The organism is Microvirga terricola, assembly GCF_011777495.1.
Taxonomy (GTDB): Bacteria; Pseudomonadota; Alphaproteobacteria; order Rhizobiales; family Beijerinckiaceae; genus Microvirga; species Microvirga terricola.
The window spans coordinates 146,236-162,908 of the sequence record NZ_JAATJS010000001.1; the positions used below are offsets into that span (position 1 = coordinate 146,236).

20 protein-coding genes are annotated in these 16,673 nt (G+C 64.5%); 15 read left to right on the forward strand and 5 right to left on the reverse strand.

From position 1 onward, the window contains the following. Window positions 1-924, forward strand: a complete 924-nt coding sequence (locus tag HB375_RS00680) for a DMT family transporter (RefSeq protein WP_167671009.1) — start codon at window positions 1-3, stop codon at window positions 922-924. A 76-nt stretch (window positions 925-1,000) separates the two neighbouring features. Next, a complete protein-coding gene (locus tag HB375_RS00685) occupies window positions 1,001-1,489 on the forward strand; it encodes an Mpo1 family 2-hydroxy fatty acid dioxygenase (protein ID WP_167671011.1) in 489 nt (162 codons plus the stop codon). 3 nt (window positions 1,490-1,492) lie between these two features. Here HB375_RS00685 and HB375_RS00690 read toward each other — a convergent pair whose 3' ends face one another. Next, entirely contained in the window at window positions 1,493-1,858 is a 366-nt protein-coding gene (locus HB375_RS00690) for a DUF427 domain-containing protein (RefSeq protein ID WP_167671013.1), read from the reverse strand. Between the two features lie 101 nt (window positions 1,859-1,959). Beyond that, window positions 1,960-2,838: a methyltransferase domain-containing protein gene (locus HB375_RS00695; RefSeq protein ID WP_167671016.1), complete on the reverse strand. Its 879-nt coding sequence runs from the start codon at window positions 2,836-2,838 to the stop codon at window positions 1,960-1,962. Window positions 2,839-2,962: 124 nt separating this feature from the next. On the opposite strand from HB375_RS00695, the gene HB375_RS00700 reads away from it, so the two are divergent. The 6 genes from HB375_RS00700 (at window position 2,963) to HB375_RS00725 (ending at window position 6,937) form a co-directional block, all read left to right on the forward strand. Beyond that, window positions 2,963-3,739 carry a ComF family protein gene (locus HB375_RS00700; RefSeq protein WP_167671018.1) on the forward strand — a complete coding sequence of 259 codons (777 nt, stop codon included), beginning with the start codon at window positions 2,963-2,965 and terminating at the stop codon, window positions 3,737-3,739. 61 nt (window positions 3,740-3,800) lie between these two features. Beyond that, entirely contained in the window at window positions 3,801-4,058 is a 258-nt protein-coding gene (grxC, locus tag HB375_RS00705; protein WP_167671697.1) for a glutaredoxin 3, read from the forward strand. Between the two features lie 14 nt (window positions 4,059-4,072). Continuing rightward, window positions 4,073-4,915, forward strand: coding sequence for a carbon-nitrogen hydrolase family protein (locus tag HB375_RS00710; protein WP_167671698.1), 843 nt, complete (start codon window positions 4,073-4,075; stop codon window positions 4,913-4,915). Window positions 4,916-4,954: 39 nt separating this feature from the next. After that, window positions 4,955-5,395 (forward strand): DUF1178 family protein, encoded by a 441-nt coding sequence (locus HB375_RS00715; protein ID WP_167671020.1) that lies wholly within the window; start codon window positions 4,955-4,957, stop codon window positions 5,393-5,395. Window positions 5,396-5,608: 213 nt separating this feature from the next. Next, window positions 5,609-6,571 carry a metallophosphoesterase family protein gene (locus HB375_RS00720; protein WP_167671022.1) on the forward strand — a complete coding sequence of 321 codons (963 nt, stop codon included), beginning with the start codon at window positions 5,609-5,611 and terminating at the stop codon, window positions 6,569-6,571. Window positions 6,572-6,601: 30 nt separating this feature from the next. Then, window positions 6,602-6,937, forward strand: coding sequence for a cupredoxin domain-containing protein (locus tag HB375_RS00725; RefSeq protein WP_167671025.1), 336 nt, complete (start codon window positions 6,602-6,604; stop codon window positions 6,935-6,937). Window positions 6,938-6,948: 11 nt separating this feature from the next. On the opposite strand, the gene HB375_RS00730 is transcribed toward HB375_RS00725, so the two are convergent. Together HB375_RS00730 and HB375_RS00735 are read right to left on the reverse strand one after the other, a co-directional pair. Beyond that, a complete protein-coding gene (locus HB375_RS00730; RefSeq protein WP_246728280.1) occupies window positions 6,949-7,290 on the reverse strand; it encodes a cupredoxin domain-containing protein in 342 nt (113 codons plus the stop codon). Then, window positions 7,287-7,811 (reverse strand): DUF4142 domain-containing protein, encoded by a 525-nt coding sequence (locus tag HB375_RS00735; RefSeq protein ID WP_205800001.1) that lies wholly within the window; start codon window positions 7,809-7,811, stop codon window positions 7,287-7,289. Before HB375_RS00735 ends, HB375_RS00730 begins: the two co-directional genes overlap by 4 nt. A 180-nt stretch (window positions 7,812-7,991) precedes the next feature. Between HB375_RS00735 and HB375_RS00740 the strand changes: the two genes are divergently transcribed. Beyond that, entirely contained in the window at window positions 7,992-8,510 is a 519-nt protein-coding gene (locus tag HB375_RS00740; protein WP_167671027.1) for a metallophosphoesterase family protein, read from the forward strand. A gap of 56 nt (window positions 8,511-8,566) precedes the next feature. Continuing rightward, window positions 8,567-9,781 (forward strand): Na+/H+ antiporter NhaA, encoded by a 1,215-nt coding sequence (gene nhaA, locus HB375_RS00745; RefSeq protein WP_343232330.1) that lies wholly within the window; start codon window positions 8,567-8,569, stop codon window positions 9,779-9,781. Here nhaA and ubiG read toward each other — a convergent pair. Continuing rightward, entirely contained in the window at window positions 9,754-10,512 is a 759-nt protein-coding gene (ubiG, locus tag HB375_RS00750; protein WP_167671029.1) for a bifunctional 2-polyprenyl-6-hydroxyphenol methylase/3-demethylubiquinol 3-O-methyltransferase UbiG, read from the reverse strand. The genes nhaA and ubiG overlap by 28 nt on opposite strands. Window positions 10,513-10,643: 131 nt before the next feature. On the opposite strand from ubiG, the gene HB375_RS00755 reads away from it, so the two are divergent. The 5 genes from HB375_RS00755 (at window position 10,644) to prmC (ending at window position 16,593) form a co-directional block, all read left to right on the forward strand. Further along, window positions 10,644-11,882, forward strand: coding sequence for an aspartate kinase (locus HB375_RS00755; RefSeq protein WP_167671031.1), 1,239 nt, complete (start codon window positions 10,644-10,646; stop codon window positions 11,880-11,882). 88 nt (window positions 11,883-11,970) lie between these two features. Next, complete coding sequence (gene ptsP, locus HB375_RS00760; RefSeq protein WP_167671034.1) at window positions 11,971-14,238, forward strand: phosphoenolpyruvate--protein phosphotransferase; 2,268 nt, start codon at window positions 11,971-11,973, stop codon at window positions 14,236-14,238. Next, window positions 14,238-15,326: a peptide chain release factor 1 gene (gene prfA / locus HB375_RS00765; protein WP_167671037.1), complete on the forward strand. Its 1,089-nt coding sequence runs from the start codon at window positions 14,238-14,240 to the stop codon at window positions 15,324-15,326. The genes ptsP and prfA overlap by 1 nt, the downstream gene beginning before the upstream one ends. After that, on the forward strand, window positions 15,323-15,736 hold the full coding sequence (gene fosX, locus HB375_RS00770; RefSeq protein WP_167671039.1) for a FosX/FosE/FosI family fosfomycin resistance hydrolase: 414 nt from the start codon (window positions 15,323-15,325) through the stop codon (window positions 15,734-15,736). Before prfA ends, fosX begins: the two co-directional genes overlap by 4 nt. Beyond that, complete coding sequence (prmC, locus tag HB375_RS00775; protein ID WP_167671041.1) at window positions 15,733-16,593, forward strand: peptide chain release factor N(5)-glutamine methyltransferase; 861 nt, start codon at window positions 15,733-15,735, stop codon at window positions 16,591-16,593. The genes fosX and prmC overlap by 4 nt, the downstream gene beginning before the upstream one ends. The last annotated feature ends 80 nt before the right edge of the window (window positions 16,594-16,673 follow it).

Below are 16,673 nucleotides of genomic sequence, written 5' to 3' on the forward strand. Positions count from 1 at the left end.
ATGACCAACCAGGCCACTCTCGCTGCGCCGACCGCCCCGACGCCGGGTGTTCTGATCGCCAGCCTTCTCGGCTGCTCAATTTTATGGGCGAGCGGATTTCTGTTCGTGAAAGTGAGCGGCGAGGTGCATCCCTTCGCGCTCGCCGCCATGCGCGGGCTTGTCGGCGCGACATCGTTGGCGTTGTGGTTCGCCGTGATGCGCAAGAGCGTACTTCCGCAGGGTCGCGAGTGGATGAGCTGGCTGTTTCTCGGCGCGTTCAACGGCTGGATTCCGAACGTTCTTCTCGCCTACGGCCTGACGCAGATGGGCACCGCCTCCGCCGCCATGATCCAGGCCTCCGCGCCCCTGATCGTCGCGGTGCTGTCGCACCTGCTTTTCGCGGAGGAGCGGCTGTCGCCGCGGCGCATGATCGGCGTCGTTCTCGGCTTTGTCGGCATGGCCATTCTCATCGGCCCCGCCGCCTTCCCCGACAGCGGAATCAGCCCATGGGGCGTGCTCGCGATGGTGGGCTGCTCAATCAGCTATTCCTGCGCCAATCTCTATGTACGCTTCGTCCGGCAGGCGGATCCGTCGCGCCTGGCGCTGGGGCAACAGATCTGCTCCGGCATTCCAGCGACGATCCTGGCACTCGTCGTCGTCGGGCCGTCGTCCTTCGCGGCGGTTCCGGCCAACCTCGCACCGCTTATTGCGCTCGGCGTCATTGCAACGGCCATGCCGATCCTGTTCTTCATGCGCCTCATCCGCAATGCGGGGCCGACGCGGGCCTCGATGGTGGGCTATCTCATGCCCGTCTGGACGGCGGTTCTCGCGGTCGTGTTTCTCGGCGAGCGGATCGGCCCGCGCGAGATGATCGGCGGTGCGGTGGTGCTGACTGGCGTCGCGTTGGTGTCCTTGAGCGGACGGCGCAAGGCGGCATCCAGCTAAAGGCGGCGTCCCCCTCCCCTTCCCGCCGGCCAAAGACAGGCTAAACTCTTGTCTGACGAGAAGCGGGAGGAGCCCGATGTCGACCCTGTTCGAACGTCAGCTTGCGACCTATTCGAGCTATCATCGCGACCACCGGAACCGGCTGACCCATTTCATCGGTATTCCGGCCATCGTGTTTTCGCTGATCATTCTCCTCGCGCTCTGGCAGGTTCAGTTCAGCTCCATCCGCATTTCAGGCGCTTGGCTCGTCTGGGCCGCCGCGTGCCTCGGCTGGATCGCGCTCGACCTGACCATCGGCCTTGCCATGGCCCTCGTCCTCCTGCCGGTGGTGGTGTTCGCGGACTGGTTCGCCGCCACTTACGGCAGCGCCGCGACATTGTGGCTGTTCGGCATTCTCTTCGTTGGCGGCTGGGTTTTTCAGCTTGTCGGCCACGCTTTCGAGGGGCGGCGGCCGGCGCTTGCGGACAATCTCTTCCAGGCTTTCATCGGCCCCATGTTCATCATGGCGGAAGTGCTGATGATGCTGGGCTTGCGCCGCGATCTGGCGCGGTTCACCGAGCAGTAGCCATCACACCATGAATTCCTCGATATCGTCGACCTTGCCCGGCGCGAAGGCGACATGGCCGGCGAGCTCGCCGACGACGGGATAAGGACTCTCGTAGCAGGTCGCTGCGTTCTCGCGCACGAGGCCGCCCGCCATGGCGGTGAAGTAGGAGGCGTCACCTTTATAGGGGCAGTGGCTCGTGCGGTCGCTGCGCTCCAGAAGATCCATGCGCACGTCCTGGGACGGAATGTAATGCATGGGCGGCAGCGAGGCTTCGTGCAGGGTCAGCGCCTGCGTCGTCTCCGCGATGATGAAGCCGCCAAGCACGACGCGGATACGATGCGGGTTTTTCTCGACGGTGATCGGATGGTCGGGCCCGGGCTGTTTCATGACGGCCTCGCCTCAAAGCGCTTGCCTTCAAAAATACAGCAGAGCCCAGTTCAACACAAAGGTTTAACCGCGCCCATACCTGCGGCATCGCTTCCGCAGGATCACTTTTCGCGCGGCTCGGCAGGCGTCTCCGTGACGCCGAGCGCATCGGCCAAACGCATCTTGGCCGATCCGGGCCGCAGCGGCTTCTGCTGGCTCTCATGCGGCGCCCAGCCGGACAGCCAGACGATTTCGAAGGTGGCGGGCAAACGTCCATCCGGATCGGCGAAGCGTTCGGCATAGATCTCCGCCGCGCGCAAAAGCGTGGCGCGCCGCAGCGGGGTTTTGCGGCGGTCGTGAAGCGCGTTGGTGAACCCCATGCGGCGCAAATCCCGCATGAGAGCGAAGGGATCGCCATAGCGCACGCGGACTACTTCCGTGTCGGTCACCGGCAGCGAGAAGCCCGCGCGCTGGAGCAGGCCACCCAGATCGCGCACATCCGCAAAAGGAGCGACGCGCGGGCTGACGCCACCTTCGAGTTCCACCTCGGCCTGCGTGAAGGCCTGACGCAACTCGGTCAGCGTCGCGCCACCGAGAAGCGCCGCGACGAACAGCCCGTCAGGCTTGAGCGCACGCCGGATCTGTACCAGCGCGCCGGGAAGGTCGTTGACGCTCTGCAGCGAGAGAAGCGACACCGCGAGGTCGAACCGCTCGCCCGAAAAGGGCAGATGCTCTTCGTCCCCGAAGACGCTTCCCTCTTCCGGGACGGGAGACAGACGCAGCACCGTCTCCACACGCCTACTGCGCGAAAGGGCCTCAGCCGCGGCGGGCGTCGGCGTGCCGATGTCGAGGGCTTGAGGAAACGTGCGCAGCACCGCGGACAGGCGCTCCTCGAGATCCTCGACCACGCGCATCAGCAGAAAATCCGCGTAGCCGGATTGCAGCGCGCGCTGAAGGCGGCGGCGGACGAGGGGGCGGTCAAAGACGAGGGGCGTGCTCATGAGGCGCTCGATATGGCGTGAAACGGCGGCCGGGCCAAGGGTTTTTCGGCGTGTCCAGCAATCCCCTCCCCCTGTGGACTGGAACCGGTTTTCAATCCTGGCAGCAAATAGCTAAGCTTCCCTTATGAACGACCCCGCCGAATCCCGCCCTGCCCTGCCGCGTCTATTCCACGCCGCGCGGGAGGTTTCGCGCGCGGCGTTGGGGCTGGTCTATCCGCCCACCTGCATCGCCTGTCAGGCGGCGACCAGCGCGCCGCATGGGCTTTGCGCAGGGTGCTGGGCTGGCATGCGTTTCATCGAGCGGCCCTATTGCGAACGGTTGGGAACGCCGTTTGCGGTCGATTTTGGCCAGACGCTGCTCTCACCCGCCGCCATCGCCGATCCGCCGGTTTTCGGACGCTCCCGCGCGGTGGCGGAATATGACGGCACCGCAGCCATGCTCGTACACAGACTCAAATATGGCGACCGGCTGGAGCTGGCCCGTGCGCTCGGCACCATGATGACCCGCGCTGGAGCGGAGCTGATCGCGGAGGCTGATGTGATCGTGCCGGTGCCCCTGCATCGCTGGCGGCTGTGGCGGCGACGCTTCAATCAGGCGATGGCGCTTGCCGCCGTCGTGGCGCGGGAGAGCGGCGTCGCGTGCGACCCTTTCCTGCTCGCCCGCGTCAAACGGACCCGCCGGCAAGTCGGGCTGACGAAGACGCAGCGGCAGGAGAATCTTCAAGGGGCCTTCCGCGTACCGGAGGAGGCGAAGGCCCGGCTGAAGGGCAAGCGCGTCCTCCTCATCGACGACGTGCTGACCACCGGCTCCACGGCCAATGCGGCCTCCCGCGCGCTCCTGCGCGGCGGGGCGGCGCAGGTAGACGTACTTGCCTTCGCCCGGGTGGTGAAGGAGGCCTGACGGTGTTGTGAGGGCGGCCCCCCTCGTCTTATATGCTGTCAAGAACCGGAGAATGCCGCGTATGCCGCCCGTCACGATCTACACCAAGAGCTGGTGCTCCTATTCCATTGCCGCCAAACGGCTTCTCGACGAAAAGGGCATCGATTTCACGGAAATCGACATCGAGGCCAAGCCCGAGGCCCGCGCAGAGATGATCCAGAAAGCCTCTGGCCGGACCACCGTGCCGCAGATCTTCATCGGCGAGCGCCATGTGGGCGGCTGCGACGATCTTTACGCCCTGGAGAGCAAGGGCGAGCTTCAACCGCTGCTTCAGGCCTGAGTGGAGTTGAACCCCTGGCAACCACCCGCTTCACCGCCGCCTGCGTCCAGATGCGCTCGACCCGCGATCCGCTGCAAAACCGCGACGCGGCGATGGCGCTCGTGCGGGAAGCAGCAGCCAAGGGCGCGCATTTCGTGCAGACGCCGGAGATGACCTCGCTCGTCGAGCGCGAGCGGGCGGCGCTTTTCGACAAGGTCGGCCCGCAGGATCGGGACCCGACGCTTGCGGCTCTGCGCGACGTGGCGCGCGAACGCGGCATCGTTGTCCACATCGGTTCGATTGCGGTGAAGGAAGGCGACAAGATCGCCAACCGCGCCTTCCTCATCGGCGCGGATGGCGCAATCGTCGCCTCCTACGACAAGGTTCATCTCTTCGACGTCGACCTGCCGAACGGTGAGAGCTGGCGCGAATCGGCCACCTATACCGGCGGCGACAAGGCGGTGCTGGCTGAGACGCCCTGGGGCTATCTCGGCATGACGATCTGCTACGATGTGCGCTTCGCCGCTCTCTACCGGGCGCTGGCGGAAGGCGGCGCGTCCTTTCTCTCCGCGCCTGCCTGCTTCACCAAGCAGACGGGCGAGGCGCATTGGAACGTGTTGCACCGCGCGCGCGCCATCGAAACCGGCTCCTTCATGATCTCGGCCGCACAAGGCGGCCTGCACGAAGACGGACGCGAGACCTTTGGCCATTCGATCATCATCGATCCGTGGGGTCGCGTGCTTGCAGAAGCGGGAACCGAGCCCGGCGTGATTCTGGCCGAGATCGACCCCAACCTTGTCGCGGACGCGCGCGGCCGCATTCCCACCCTCAAGAACGCGCGCCCCTTCACGGTCGCGACGATATCGTCCGCCGGCTGAAACCTTGGCCGCGCGGTTTAGCATTGCTATCTACACGACATGATCAAGTACGCCCTGATTTGCGAAAAGGCCCACGAATTCGAGAGCTGGTTTCCTTCAAGCGATGCGTTTGAAAAACAGCGCAAGCGCGGCTTCGTGACCTGCCCTTATTGTGACTCCGCTAGGATCGAAAAACAGATCATGGCGCCGTCCGTGGCGCGTACGGACAAGACGCCCGTCGCATCCGCGCCGCAGCCTGTGGCCGCGCTCTCCGAGAAGGAAAAGGAAATCCGCGTCGCGCTGCGCGCGCTTCGCGATCATGTGGTGCAGAACGCGGACAATGTCGGCACAGCCTTCGCCGAGGAAGCGCGTAAGATGCACTATGGCGAAGTGGACCAGCGCTCGATCTACGGCGAGACGAATTTCGCGGAAGCGCAGGCGCTGCTGGAGGAAGGCATCGAGGTTTTGCCGCTCCCCGTCGTGCCTGACGACCGGAACTAGAGCTTGATCATGTTTCTCTAAAACATGATCAAGCTCTCGATTCCTTTGTGCCGCATGATCCGGGCGAACAACCGGTTCCCACTTGTTCTGATCATGCTCTAGCGATCGGGAGCCAATACCGCCGCACGGCGTTGTTGTCGGCAGAGGCGCCGGCACTTGACTTGTGAACGCGTCGTCCAAGTGCCCGCGTCGGCGACCCGATGGAGGTCCCCGATGAACGGCTCCGATCACGGCGAACCCCTGCAGGATGATGATGACGGCGTCAGCCGCCGCGGCTTTCTGCGCTGCATGACCTGGGCGGGCACCGGCGTTCTGTGGATGGCGAATGACGGGCTCCCGCGCTCGGTCGGCCTTTCCAGCGCCCTGGCCGCGACTGCGCCCAAGCCGACCGGCCTGACCTTCCTGCAGATCAGCGACAGTCACATCGGGTTCGACCGGCCGCCCAACACGGATGTACTCGCAACGCTGCGCGAGGCTGTGGCGAAGATCAAGACGCTCCCCGTCAAACCGTCCTTCATGATCCATACCGGCGATATCAGCCATCTCTCGAAGGAGAAGGAATTCGACGACGCCAATCAGCTCATCAGGGAGGTCGGCCTTCCCGTGTTCTATGTTCCCGGCGAGCATGACGTGCTCGATGATGAACAAGGCAAGCTCTATCGCGATCGTTACGGCAAAGGCACCAAGGGGGCCGGCTGGTATAGCTTCGACCAGCACGGTATCCACTTCATCGGCTTGGTCAATGTCGTCGACCTGAAGGCCGGCGGCCTCGGCAATCTCGGCGAAGAACAGCTCAAATGGCTTGAAGACGATGTGCGCGGCCTATCAGCCAGCACACCCATCGTCGTCTTCGCGCATATTCCGCTCTGGAGCCTTTATCCCGAATGGGGCTGGGGCACGGATGACGGGGCGCGTGCACTTTCGTTCCTCAAGCGCTTCGGTTCTGTGACTGTTCTGAACGGTCACATCCACCAGATCATGCAGAAGGTGGAGGGGAACGTCGCGTTTCACACCGCGCGCGCGACAGCGTTTCCGCAGCCTGCGCCCGGCACCGCGCCCGGACCGGGGCCGATGCAGGTTCCGGCAGGCGAGCTGCGCAAATATCTCGGCGTGGCGCATGTCAATTTCGTTCCCGGAAACAAGCACCTCGCGATCATCGATACGCCGCTCGCGTGAGAGCGGCTGCATCGCAAAGGGAGACGATCAGTGGCAAGGACAGAAACTTGGCGTGTCGCCTTTCTTCTCGTTCCGCTTCTTGCCGGCGCAGCGGCATTCGCGGTTGATGCGCCAACGAACGAGGTGAAGATCGAGAATTTCACCTTTGCGCCCGAAGCGATCACGGTGCTGGCAGGCACGAAGGTGACCTGGGTCAACCGGGACGACATTCCGCACACCGTCACCGCCCAGGACCATTCCTTCCGCTCAAAGGCGCTCGATACGAACGACAGCTTCAGCTTCACTTTCGAGAAACCGGGCGAGTACGCCTACTTCTGCTCGATCCATCCCAAGATGGTGGGCAAGATCATCGTCAAGGCTCCCTGATCCCGGCGCTGTCAGCGCGCGCGGCCTTTCAGGACGGTGATGCGGCCGACCATGTTCGGGTGGTAGCGGCAATAATAGTCGATCGTTCCGGCGCCCGTCAGAATGATCGAGCCCGATTGTCCTGAGGGGATCGGCAGATCCCAGGTCCCGTTTCTCGCGGTCGCCGTATGCGGAGCGACATCGCTGCTCACCCACTGGATCGTATCGCCAACATGGGCGACGATCTGCGGCGGGTTGAATCGATAGTTCGAGACCTGCACACGGATCACAGCCGCATTCGCGTAAGCCACACCCGCAATCGTGAAAATTGCGGCAAGCATCATCCGGTGAAGATTGTTCTGACCCGATGTCATTTCAGTTTCCCCGCAAGCTGTTCGGCATGTTGCTCGTGCCCCTGAAACACCTTCAGGCCCGTCGAAAGAAGATCCTTGAGTTCGCTGTTGCTGGCTGACGGGATCAGCGTATCGCTCAATGCGCTATTGACCGTCTTGTGATAGGCGACTTCGTTCGCCGCGTAGGCCTTGTCGAAGGCGGGACCACTCAGCTTTGCGAGATTGGCACGCTCCTGGTCGGCTTTCTTCACGAGGGCTTTGCTGGTGTCGTTGTTCTCCGGCGTCACATGCAGCTTCTTGACCAGCGCCAGCGCCTTTTTGTTCACCGCCGTATGATCCCGGACCATGTCCTGCGCAAAAGCCCGGACATCCTTGTTCTTCGATTTCTTGAGCGCCTGCTCCGCCGCCCGAATGTCGATCTGTCCCGCGGTGTAGGCGGTGTGGGCAATTTGGGGATCGGTTGGCTTGGCCGCTTGAGCGAAGGCGCTTCCAGAAGCCAGGATCAGCGCCGCCAGCGCTGCGGCCAGTCTCACGGACAACATTGGAATTCTCCCTTCGTCGAGAGCCCACCAACCCTGCACGTCTCGAATAGCGTGCGTCTCCTGGAAAAGTTCCTCACACCGCCGCCAACCGCGCGCTTTGCCGCAAGACCTCGCAATGGCGGACCACCACGCAGCGCCTAGATTCATCGGCTGACTTCGCACCGCGCGCGAGGGCTCGCCGTGACGGTCTTTTTCACCAGCGATACGCATTTCGGTGACCCGCGCGTCTTGCGCGTAGACAAGCGGCCGTTCAAAATAATCCCGGCGCATGACGAGGCGTTGATCGAGCGCTGGAACGCGACGGTTTCCACTGATGACGAGGTCTGGCATCTCGGCGATTTCACGCTTCAGACCGAGACAGCCCGGATCGAAGAATTGCTCGAACGTCTCCAGGGTCGCAAGAACCTCATCTCCGGTAACAACGACGGCCCGGCCACGCTCTCCGCGAGAGGCTGGGAGAGCGTTCAAACCTATGCCGAGGTTGAAGTGAACGGGCGTAATCTGGTGCTATGCCATTACCCGTTCCGAACATGGCACAATATGAGCCGCGGCTGGATCGACCTGCACGGACACAGCCATGGCCGTCTTGCTCACAAGACGCGGCAATACGATGTCGGCGTCGATGTGTGGGACTATCGCCCCGTCACGCTGTCCATGATCCTGAATTCGCGCCTGCATCGCTGGAAATCGGCAAGCTGAACCTTTCGCCTCCGCGCCCTGTGCCCTAAGAACGCTTGAGAACAAAGGAGAGCGGCGTGCAGCACGACCACGGCAAGGCTCATCGCAGACCCGCATCACTGATGCGCAGCTTTTTCGACAGCGAGGCCGCGGGCGGGATGATCCTGATGGCGGTGACCGTCGCCGCGCTTCTCGTTGCGAACTCTCCGGCCGGACGTGCTTATGCGGATGTTCTGCACCGCTATGTGTTCGGCCTGAGCATCCAGCACTGGATCAATGACGGCCTCATGGCCGTGTTCTTTTTGCTCGTGGGGCTTGAGATCAAGCGCGAGTTTCTGGACGGGCAGCTCGCCACCTGGCCGCGCCGCATCCTGCCCGGCATCGCCGCCTTCGGCGGCATGGCCGTTCCGGCGCTTGTCTACCTCGCTGTCACATTGACGAGGCCCGACCTCGTGCGCGGCTGGGCGATTCCCGCCGCGACCGATATCGCCTTCGCGCTCGGCGTCCTGGCCATCCTCGGCTCGCGGGTGCCCGCCTCGCTCAAGATCTTTTTGACCGCGCTGGCGATTCTCGACGACCTCGGCGCCATTGTCATCATCGCCCTGTTCTACACCGGCACCATTTCACTGCCGATGCTCGGCGCGGCGGCGCTATGCCTTCTCGCGCTGATCGCACTCAACCGCTTCGGCGTGATGCGGCTCGCGCCTTATCTCGCACTCGGCGCGCTGTTGTGGTTCTTCGTGCTGAAATCGGGCATCCACGCGACGCTCGCCGGCGTCGCTTTGGCGCTGACGATTCCGCTCTACGGCCACACCCGAGCCTTGCGCGAGCAGGAGGATTCGGCGCTGCACCGGCTGGAGCACGCGCTTCAGAAATGGGTGGCCTATGCGATCATCCCGATCTTCGGCTTCGCCAATGCGGGCGTATCGTTTGCGGGCCTCTCATTCGACAGCCTGCTCAGCCCGCTGCCGCTCGGCATCGCGCTTGGCCTCTTCATCGGCAAACAGGCCGGCGTCTTTGCCTTCATGATGCTGGCGATCCGCCTCAACCTTGCCGACGTGCCCTCAGGCGCATCAAAGCTTCAATGCTACGGCGTGGCGCTTCTGTGCGGCATCGGCTTCACCATGAGCCTGTTCATCGGCGCGCTCGCCTTCCCCGACAGGCCAGAACTGACCGATGCCACCAAGATCGGCGTGCTGGCGGGCTCGCTCCTCTCGGCTTGCGCGGGCTGGCTGATCTTGCGTGTCGCGCCGCGCGAAGCGCCTCACGTGCGCGCGGCGAGCAGCATGTAGTTGACCGCCGTATCCGACGAGAGAGACCAGTCACCACGCAAGGGATTGTAGACCACACCCTTGAGATCGTTGACCGTGAAGCCCGCGACCCGCAGGGCTTCCGTCAGCTCATCTGGCGTAACGAACTTGTCCCATTCGTGTGTGCCCTTCGGCAGCCAGCCCAAAATGTATTCCGCGCCGACGATGGCGAGCGCAAAGGAGCGCAGCGTCCGGTTGAGCGTCGCCATGGCGAGAGCGCCGCCGGGCTTCACCGCCTGGGCGCAGGCGGTGACAAAGGCCTGCACGTCGGCCACATGCTCCACCACCTCCATGGCGAGCACCATGTCGAAGGTCTCGCCGCGCGCGACCACGGCCTCAACGGTCTCGTTGCGATAGTCTACCGGAACGCCCGCACGCTCCGCGTGGAGCTTCGCGACGGAAATGTTGGTCGGGGCAGGGTCGAGCCCCGTGACCTTGGCGCCAAGGCGGGCGAGCGGCTCGGAGAGCACGCCGCCGCCGCAGCCGACATCGAGGATCGTCAGCCCTTCCAGCGAGCGCGCCGAACGTGGATCGCGCCCAAACCGGCGGCAAGCCTCGTCGCGGATATAAGCGAGCCGGACCGGATTGAACTTGTGCAGGACCTTCATGGGCCCCTTGGGGTCCCACCACGTCTCGGCGATCCGCTCGAAACGGGCGACCTCCGCCGGGTCGATGGTGCTGGCCTCGGGGGTCTTGGCTTGGCGGTCGGTCATTGAAACTTCCTTGCGTTTAGACCAAGGGACATATCGGGCGCGTTGACAGCGCGCTACCCCACAGTCATGTATACGCCGCCTTCGCCCCCGGCGAAGAGGCAAAATTTCTTCTCACGTCTGGCCTTAATCGCATGCCCCGTCTCGTTATGAAGTTCGGCGGTACATCCGTCGCCACGGTCGATCGCATCCGCAATGTGGCGCGGCACGTCAAACGCGAGATCGACGCGGGCTACGACGTGGCCGTGGTCGTCTCCGCCATGTCCGGCAAGACCAACGAGCTGGTCGGTTGGGTGAGGGACGCCTCGTCCCTCTATGATGCCAAGGAATACGACGTCGTCGTCGCTTCCGGCGAGCAGGTGACCTCTGGCCTTCTCGCCCTCGCCTTGCAGGAAATGGGCGTGAAGGCCCGCTCCTGGCAGGGCTGGCAGATCCCCATCATGACCTCGGAAGGCCATGGCTCGGCGCGAATCGCCGCCATCGACGGCACCGGCATCCTTCAGGGCTTTACTCAGAACAAGGAAGTGGCGGTGGTGTCCGGCTTCCAGGGCATTCACCAGCCGACCCAGCGCATTACCACCCTCGGGCGCGGCGGCTCGGACACCAGCGCGGTGGCGCTGGCCGCCGCCATCCAGGCCGAGCGCTGCGACATCTACACGGACGTGGACGGGGTCTACACCACCGATCCGCGTATCGTGCCGAAGGCGCGCCGCCTGGATAAGGTGTCGTACGAGGAAATGCTGGAAATGGCCTCGCTGGGCGCCAAGGTGCTCCAGGTCCGCTCGGTGGAGCTGGCCATGATGCACCGGGTTCCCACTTACGTGCGCTCCAGCTTCGACGATCCCGCCGAGCCCAAGCTCGGCACCCTCATCTGCGACGAGGAAGACATCATGGAACAGCAGGTCGTCACGGGCATCGCCTATTCGCGCGACGAAGCCCAGATTACGCTGCGTAATGTAGCCGACAAGCCGGGCATCGCGGCCTCGATCTTCGTGCCACTGGCTGAGGCCAACATCAACGTGGACATGATCATCCAGGTTGTATCGGACGACACCACCACCACGGACCTGACCTTCACGGTCCCGACCGCCGATTACGACCGCGCCTGCGCGGTTCTCAACGAGCACAAGGCCGAGATCCAGTTCAAGGACCTCCAGGGTGCGACCGACGTGGTGAAGGTCTCGGCCATCGGGGTGGGCATGCGCAGCCATGCGGGCGTCGCGGCCAAGGCCTTCAAGGCGTTGGCGGACAAGGGAATCAACATCCGCGCGATCACCACCTCGGAGATTAAGTTCTCGGTTCTGATCGACTCCGCCTATACGGAGCTTGCGGTGCGTACGCTCCACTCGCTATACGGCCTTGATCAAGCCTGATTGACGGCTCGTCGGTGAGGCTGCGACACTGATAGGACAGCCGCCGGTTGACCCCCGTCGGCTTCAAACGGACGGGACACGAAAGCTCATGCCAAGCGCTCCCGGCGGTCCGCGCCTTCTGCTGCGCCGCCTCCGCGAGATCATGGCGGAGCCGGTCGGAGCGCAGGATCGCCTCGACAGGATCGTGATCCAGATCGCGGCCAATATGGTGGCCGAGGTGTGCTCCGTCTATGTCATGCGCGGCGACGGCGTCCTTGAGCTTTTCGCAACCGAGGGCCTGAACCGGGCAGCGGTCCACCACACGGTCATGCGCGCCGGCGAGGGCCTTGTTGGCCTCATCGCCTCGACTGCCGAACCGCTGGCGCTCTCCGACGCCCAGAGCCACCCGGCCTTCTCCTACAAGCCCGAGACGGGCGAAGAGATCTATCACGCCTTCCTCGGCGTGCCGCTGCTGCGCGCGGGCAATACGCTGGGCGTTCTGGTCGTTCAGAACCGCACCTTCCGGGTCTACGCGGAAGAGGAGATCGAGGCGCTCCAGACCACTGCGATGGTGCTGGCGGAGCTGATCGCCACCGGCGAATTGCAGGCGCTCGCCCCCGTCGAGACCGGCATCGCGCTGCGCCGCCCAGTCCACCAGAAGGGCACCGCGCTCGCCGACGGCGTCGGCCTCGGCCATGTGATCCTTCACGAACCCCGCGTGGTCGTCAAAAACCTCATCGCCGAAAACGTGGAGTCGGAGCTGCAACGGCTGGAGCACGCCATTGGCGAGGTGCGAGCCTCCATCGACCGGCTGCTCGAACGGGGCGACGTGGCCCATCACGGCGAGCACCGGGAAGTTCTGGAAACCTTCCGCATGTTCGCCCATGACCAGGGCTGGCTGCGCCGGATGCGCGAGGCGGTCACCTCGGGTCTGACCGCGGAAGCGGCCGTGGAGCGCGTGCAGTCGGACAACCGCGCTCGCATGCTGCGCCAGACCGACCCTTACTTGCGCGAGCGGCTGCACGATCTCGACGACCTCGCCAACCGCTTGCTGCACCGGCTCGTCGGCCGCGATCTCGTGGTAGAGCGCGGCCTGCTGCCGGAGAACGCTATTCTCGTCGCAAGGTCCATGGGACCGGCGGCGCTGCTCGACTATGGCCGCTCGCGCCTGCGCGGCCTCGTGCTGGAGGAAGGCGGCCCCACAAGCCACATCGCCATCGTCGCAAGGGCGCTCGGCCTACCGGCCGTGGGCGAGGTGGCAAACGTCACCTCTCTCGTAGAGCAGGGGGACGCGATCATCGTCGACGGCGCGGCGGGCGAGGTGCAGATCCGCCCCTCGTCCGACGTGGAAGCCGCCTATGCCGAAAAGGCGCGGCTGCGCGCAAGGCGGCAGGAGCAATATCTCAAGCTGCGCGACGTGCCCTCCGTCACCAAGGACGGGGTCCCGGTCACGCTTCAGCTCAATGCGGGCCTTCTCGTCGATCTTCCGCACCTCGAAGACACGGGCGCGACGGGCGTCGGGCTTTTCCGCACCGAATTGCAGTTCATGATCGCCGAGCGGATGCCGACGGCGACCGAGCAGCAGAACCTCTACAGCGCGGCCTTCGCGGCTGCGGGCGACCGGCCCATCACCTTCCGCACCCTCGATATCGGCGGCGACAAGGTGCTGCCCTACATGCAGGCGGTCGAGGAGGAAAACCCGGCGCTCGGCTGGCGCGCTATCCGCATCGGCCTCGACCGTCCCGGCCTCCTGCGGGCGCAGATCCGCGCGCTGTTGAAGGCGGCAGCCGGACGGCCGTTGAAGATCATGTTCCCGATGGTCGCGACCTGCGACGAGTTCTTCCGCGCCAAGGCGCTGGTGGAGCGGGAGCGCAACCACCTCTCCCGCCACGGACACGTCCACCCTTCGGACCTCAAGCTCGGCGTGATGCTGGAGGTGCCCTCCCTCCTGTTCCAGCTCAAGGAAATCTGCGCGGTCGCCGATTTCGTCTCTGTCGGCTCGAACGACCTGATGCAGTTCCTCTTTGCCATCGACCGGGAGAATCGGCGCGTCGCCGACCGCTTCGACCCGTTGAGCGCGCCGATGCTGCGGGCGCTCAGCCTTGTGGCGGAGCAGGCCAAGGCCTCGAACTGCCTCGCCACCGTCTGCGGTGAGATCGGCGGACGCCCGCTCGAAGCCATGGCGCTGATCGGGCTCGGCTTCCACTCCCTGTCCATGTCTCCGGCCGCCATCGGCCCGGTCAAGGCGATGCTGCTGGCCCTTGACGCAGGGGAAGTCGGTGCCCTTATCCGGAGAGAGCTCGAACATGCCGGGGGCGGCGATACGCTGCGTCCCAAGCTCGCCCGTTTTGCGGAAACCCATGGTATTCCGGTCTGATGTCTTTTGCTCCGCCTTCTGAACGCCTGAACGCCATTCTCGCCCGCCATGACATCATCATGGCGACGCTCAACGCCGGTCCGGACCCCGAGACCTTCGTCGCCTTGTCGCGCGAATTGTCCGAGCTCGAGGACGTGGTCGGGGCGATTCGCGCCTATCGCGTCATGGAAGAGAACCTGGACGGCCTCGAGGCGCTTCTCGACGATCCGGCAACCGATGCAGAGATGCGCGCGCTTGCCGCCGACGAGCTGCCCCAGGCCCGCGAGGACCTGGAAAAGGCGGCGCAGGACATGCGCATTATCCTGCTCCCCAAGGACGAGGCGGACGAAAAAAGCGCCATTCTCGAAATCCGCGCCGGCACCGGCGGCGACGAGGCGGCACTCTTCGCGGGCGATCTTTTCCGCATGTATTCCCGCTATGCCGACCTGAAAGGCTGGAAGGTCGAGATCGTGTCCGAGAGCGAGGGCACGGCGGGCGGTTACAAGGAAATCGTGGCCGAGGTCAAAGGCCGCGGCGTTTTCGCACGACTCAAATTTGAGAGTGGCGTCCACCGCGTGCAGCGTGTGCCGGACACCGAGACTCAAGGGCGCATCCACACCTCCGCCGCCACGGTCGCCGTGCTGCCGGAAGCGGAGGACGTGGACATCGCCATCAACGACGCGGATCTGAAGATCGACACCATGCGCGCGCAAGGTGCCGGCGGTCAGCACGTCAACAAGACCGAGTCCGCGATCCGCATCACGCATATTCCGACCGGCACGATCGTCTTCGTGCAGGACGAGCGTTCCCAGCACAAGAACCGCGCGCGGGCGCTGGCTCTGTTGCGTGCAAAGCTCTACGACGCCGAGCGCAGCGCCAAGGACGCCGCGCGGGCGGCCGACCGCAAGTCGCAGGTCGGCTCCGGTGACCGCTCGGAGCGCATCCGCACCTACAATTTCCCGCAAGGCCGCGTGACCGACCACCGCATCAACCTCACCCTCTACAAACTCGAGGAAGTCGTGGCCGGCAACGCCCTCGACGAGCTGATCGACGCCCTCGTGACCGAGCATCAGGCCTCCCTGCTCGCAGCGCAGGACGAGGCCGCATGATCGAAGGGTTGAGCCACATCACCCTGATCACCAGCGATCTCGACCGCATGAGCGCCATCGTCGAACAGGTGTTGGACGGACGCGAAGTTTACTCTTCGGGAGACGACACCTTCTCCCTGTCGCGGGAAAAGTTCTTCATCGTCGGCGGGCACTGGATCGCGATCATGGAAGGCGAGAGCCTGCCTACGCAGACCTACAACCACATCGCCTTCAAGATCGCGGCCTCGGACGTGGACGCTTACCGCGCACGGATCGAGAGCCTCGGCCTGACCTTCCGCGAGTCACGCCCCCGCGTCGAGGGCGAGGGTCATTCGCTCTACTTCTACGACCACGACAATCACCTCTTCGAGCTGCATACCGGCACGTTGGAAGAGCGGCTCGAGCGCTACCGGCGGGGCAAAGCGGCTTGAGTGCGACGGCCGCCACCCGCGACCAGGCGCTGCGCGAGCTTCGGCGCAGTCTGACGGAGGCCGGTTTCGAGAGCGCGGCGCTTGACGCCCGGCTCCTGGTGCTGGCCGCGCTCGGCATCTCCTCTTCCGACCTCATCACCCGTCCCGATACCCCGCTGACCGATCACGAAGCCGAGACGCTGGCGGCTTTCGCCGCCCGTCGCCTTGCCCATGAGCCGGTGGCGCGGATCATCGGGGAGCGGGAATTCTGGGGCCTGCCCTTCCGGCTATCGGATGCCACCCTCGTGCCCCGGCCGGATACGGAAACTGTGGTGGAGACGGCCCTGAAGCTGCTTCCCGACCACAACGCCCCCTTGGGCATCGCCGATCTCGGCACCGGATCGGGCTGCATTCTGACCGCGCTGCTGCATGAATTGCCGAATGCGAGGGGAATCGGCGTCGACCGCTCGCCCGAGGCTGCCCGCACGGCCCACGCCAATGCGCAGGCCAACGGGGTTGGGGATCGGGCGCTTTTCGTCGTCTCCGACTGGGGCAGCGCGCTGAAAGGCACCCTCGACCTCGTGGTGTCCAACCCACCCTATATCGTCTCCGCAGTGATTCCGGGGCTCGACCGGGAGGTCCGGGACTATGACCCCGCGCTCGCCCTCGACGGGGGCGCGGACGGGCTCGACGCCTACCGGATCATCCTCGACGATGCGGGCCGGCTCCTGAAGCCCGGCGGCCTGTTGGTGCTGGAAATCGGCTATGATCAGGCCGAAGCCTTGCAGCGTTTGGCCGCGGAGCGAGCCCTTGAAGTGCTGGCCGTTGCGCCCGATCTCTCGGGCAATCCACGGTGCGCCGCCCTCAAACGGACATGATCGCGGGGGATAAATATCCCTTCACCCCACAGGGAAAAGCTGAAATTCCGCTTGTTGGAGCGGACGGAACCCGCTAGATT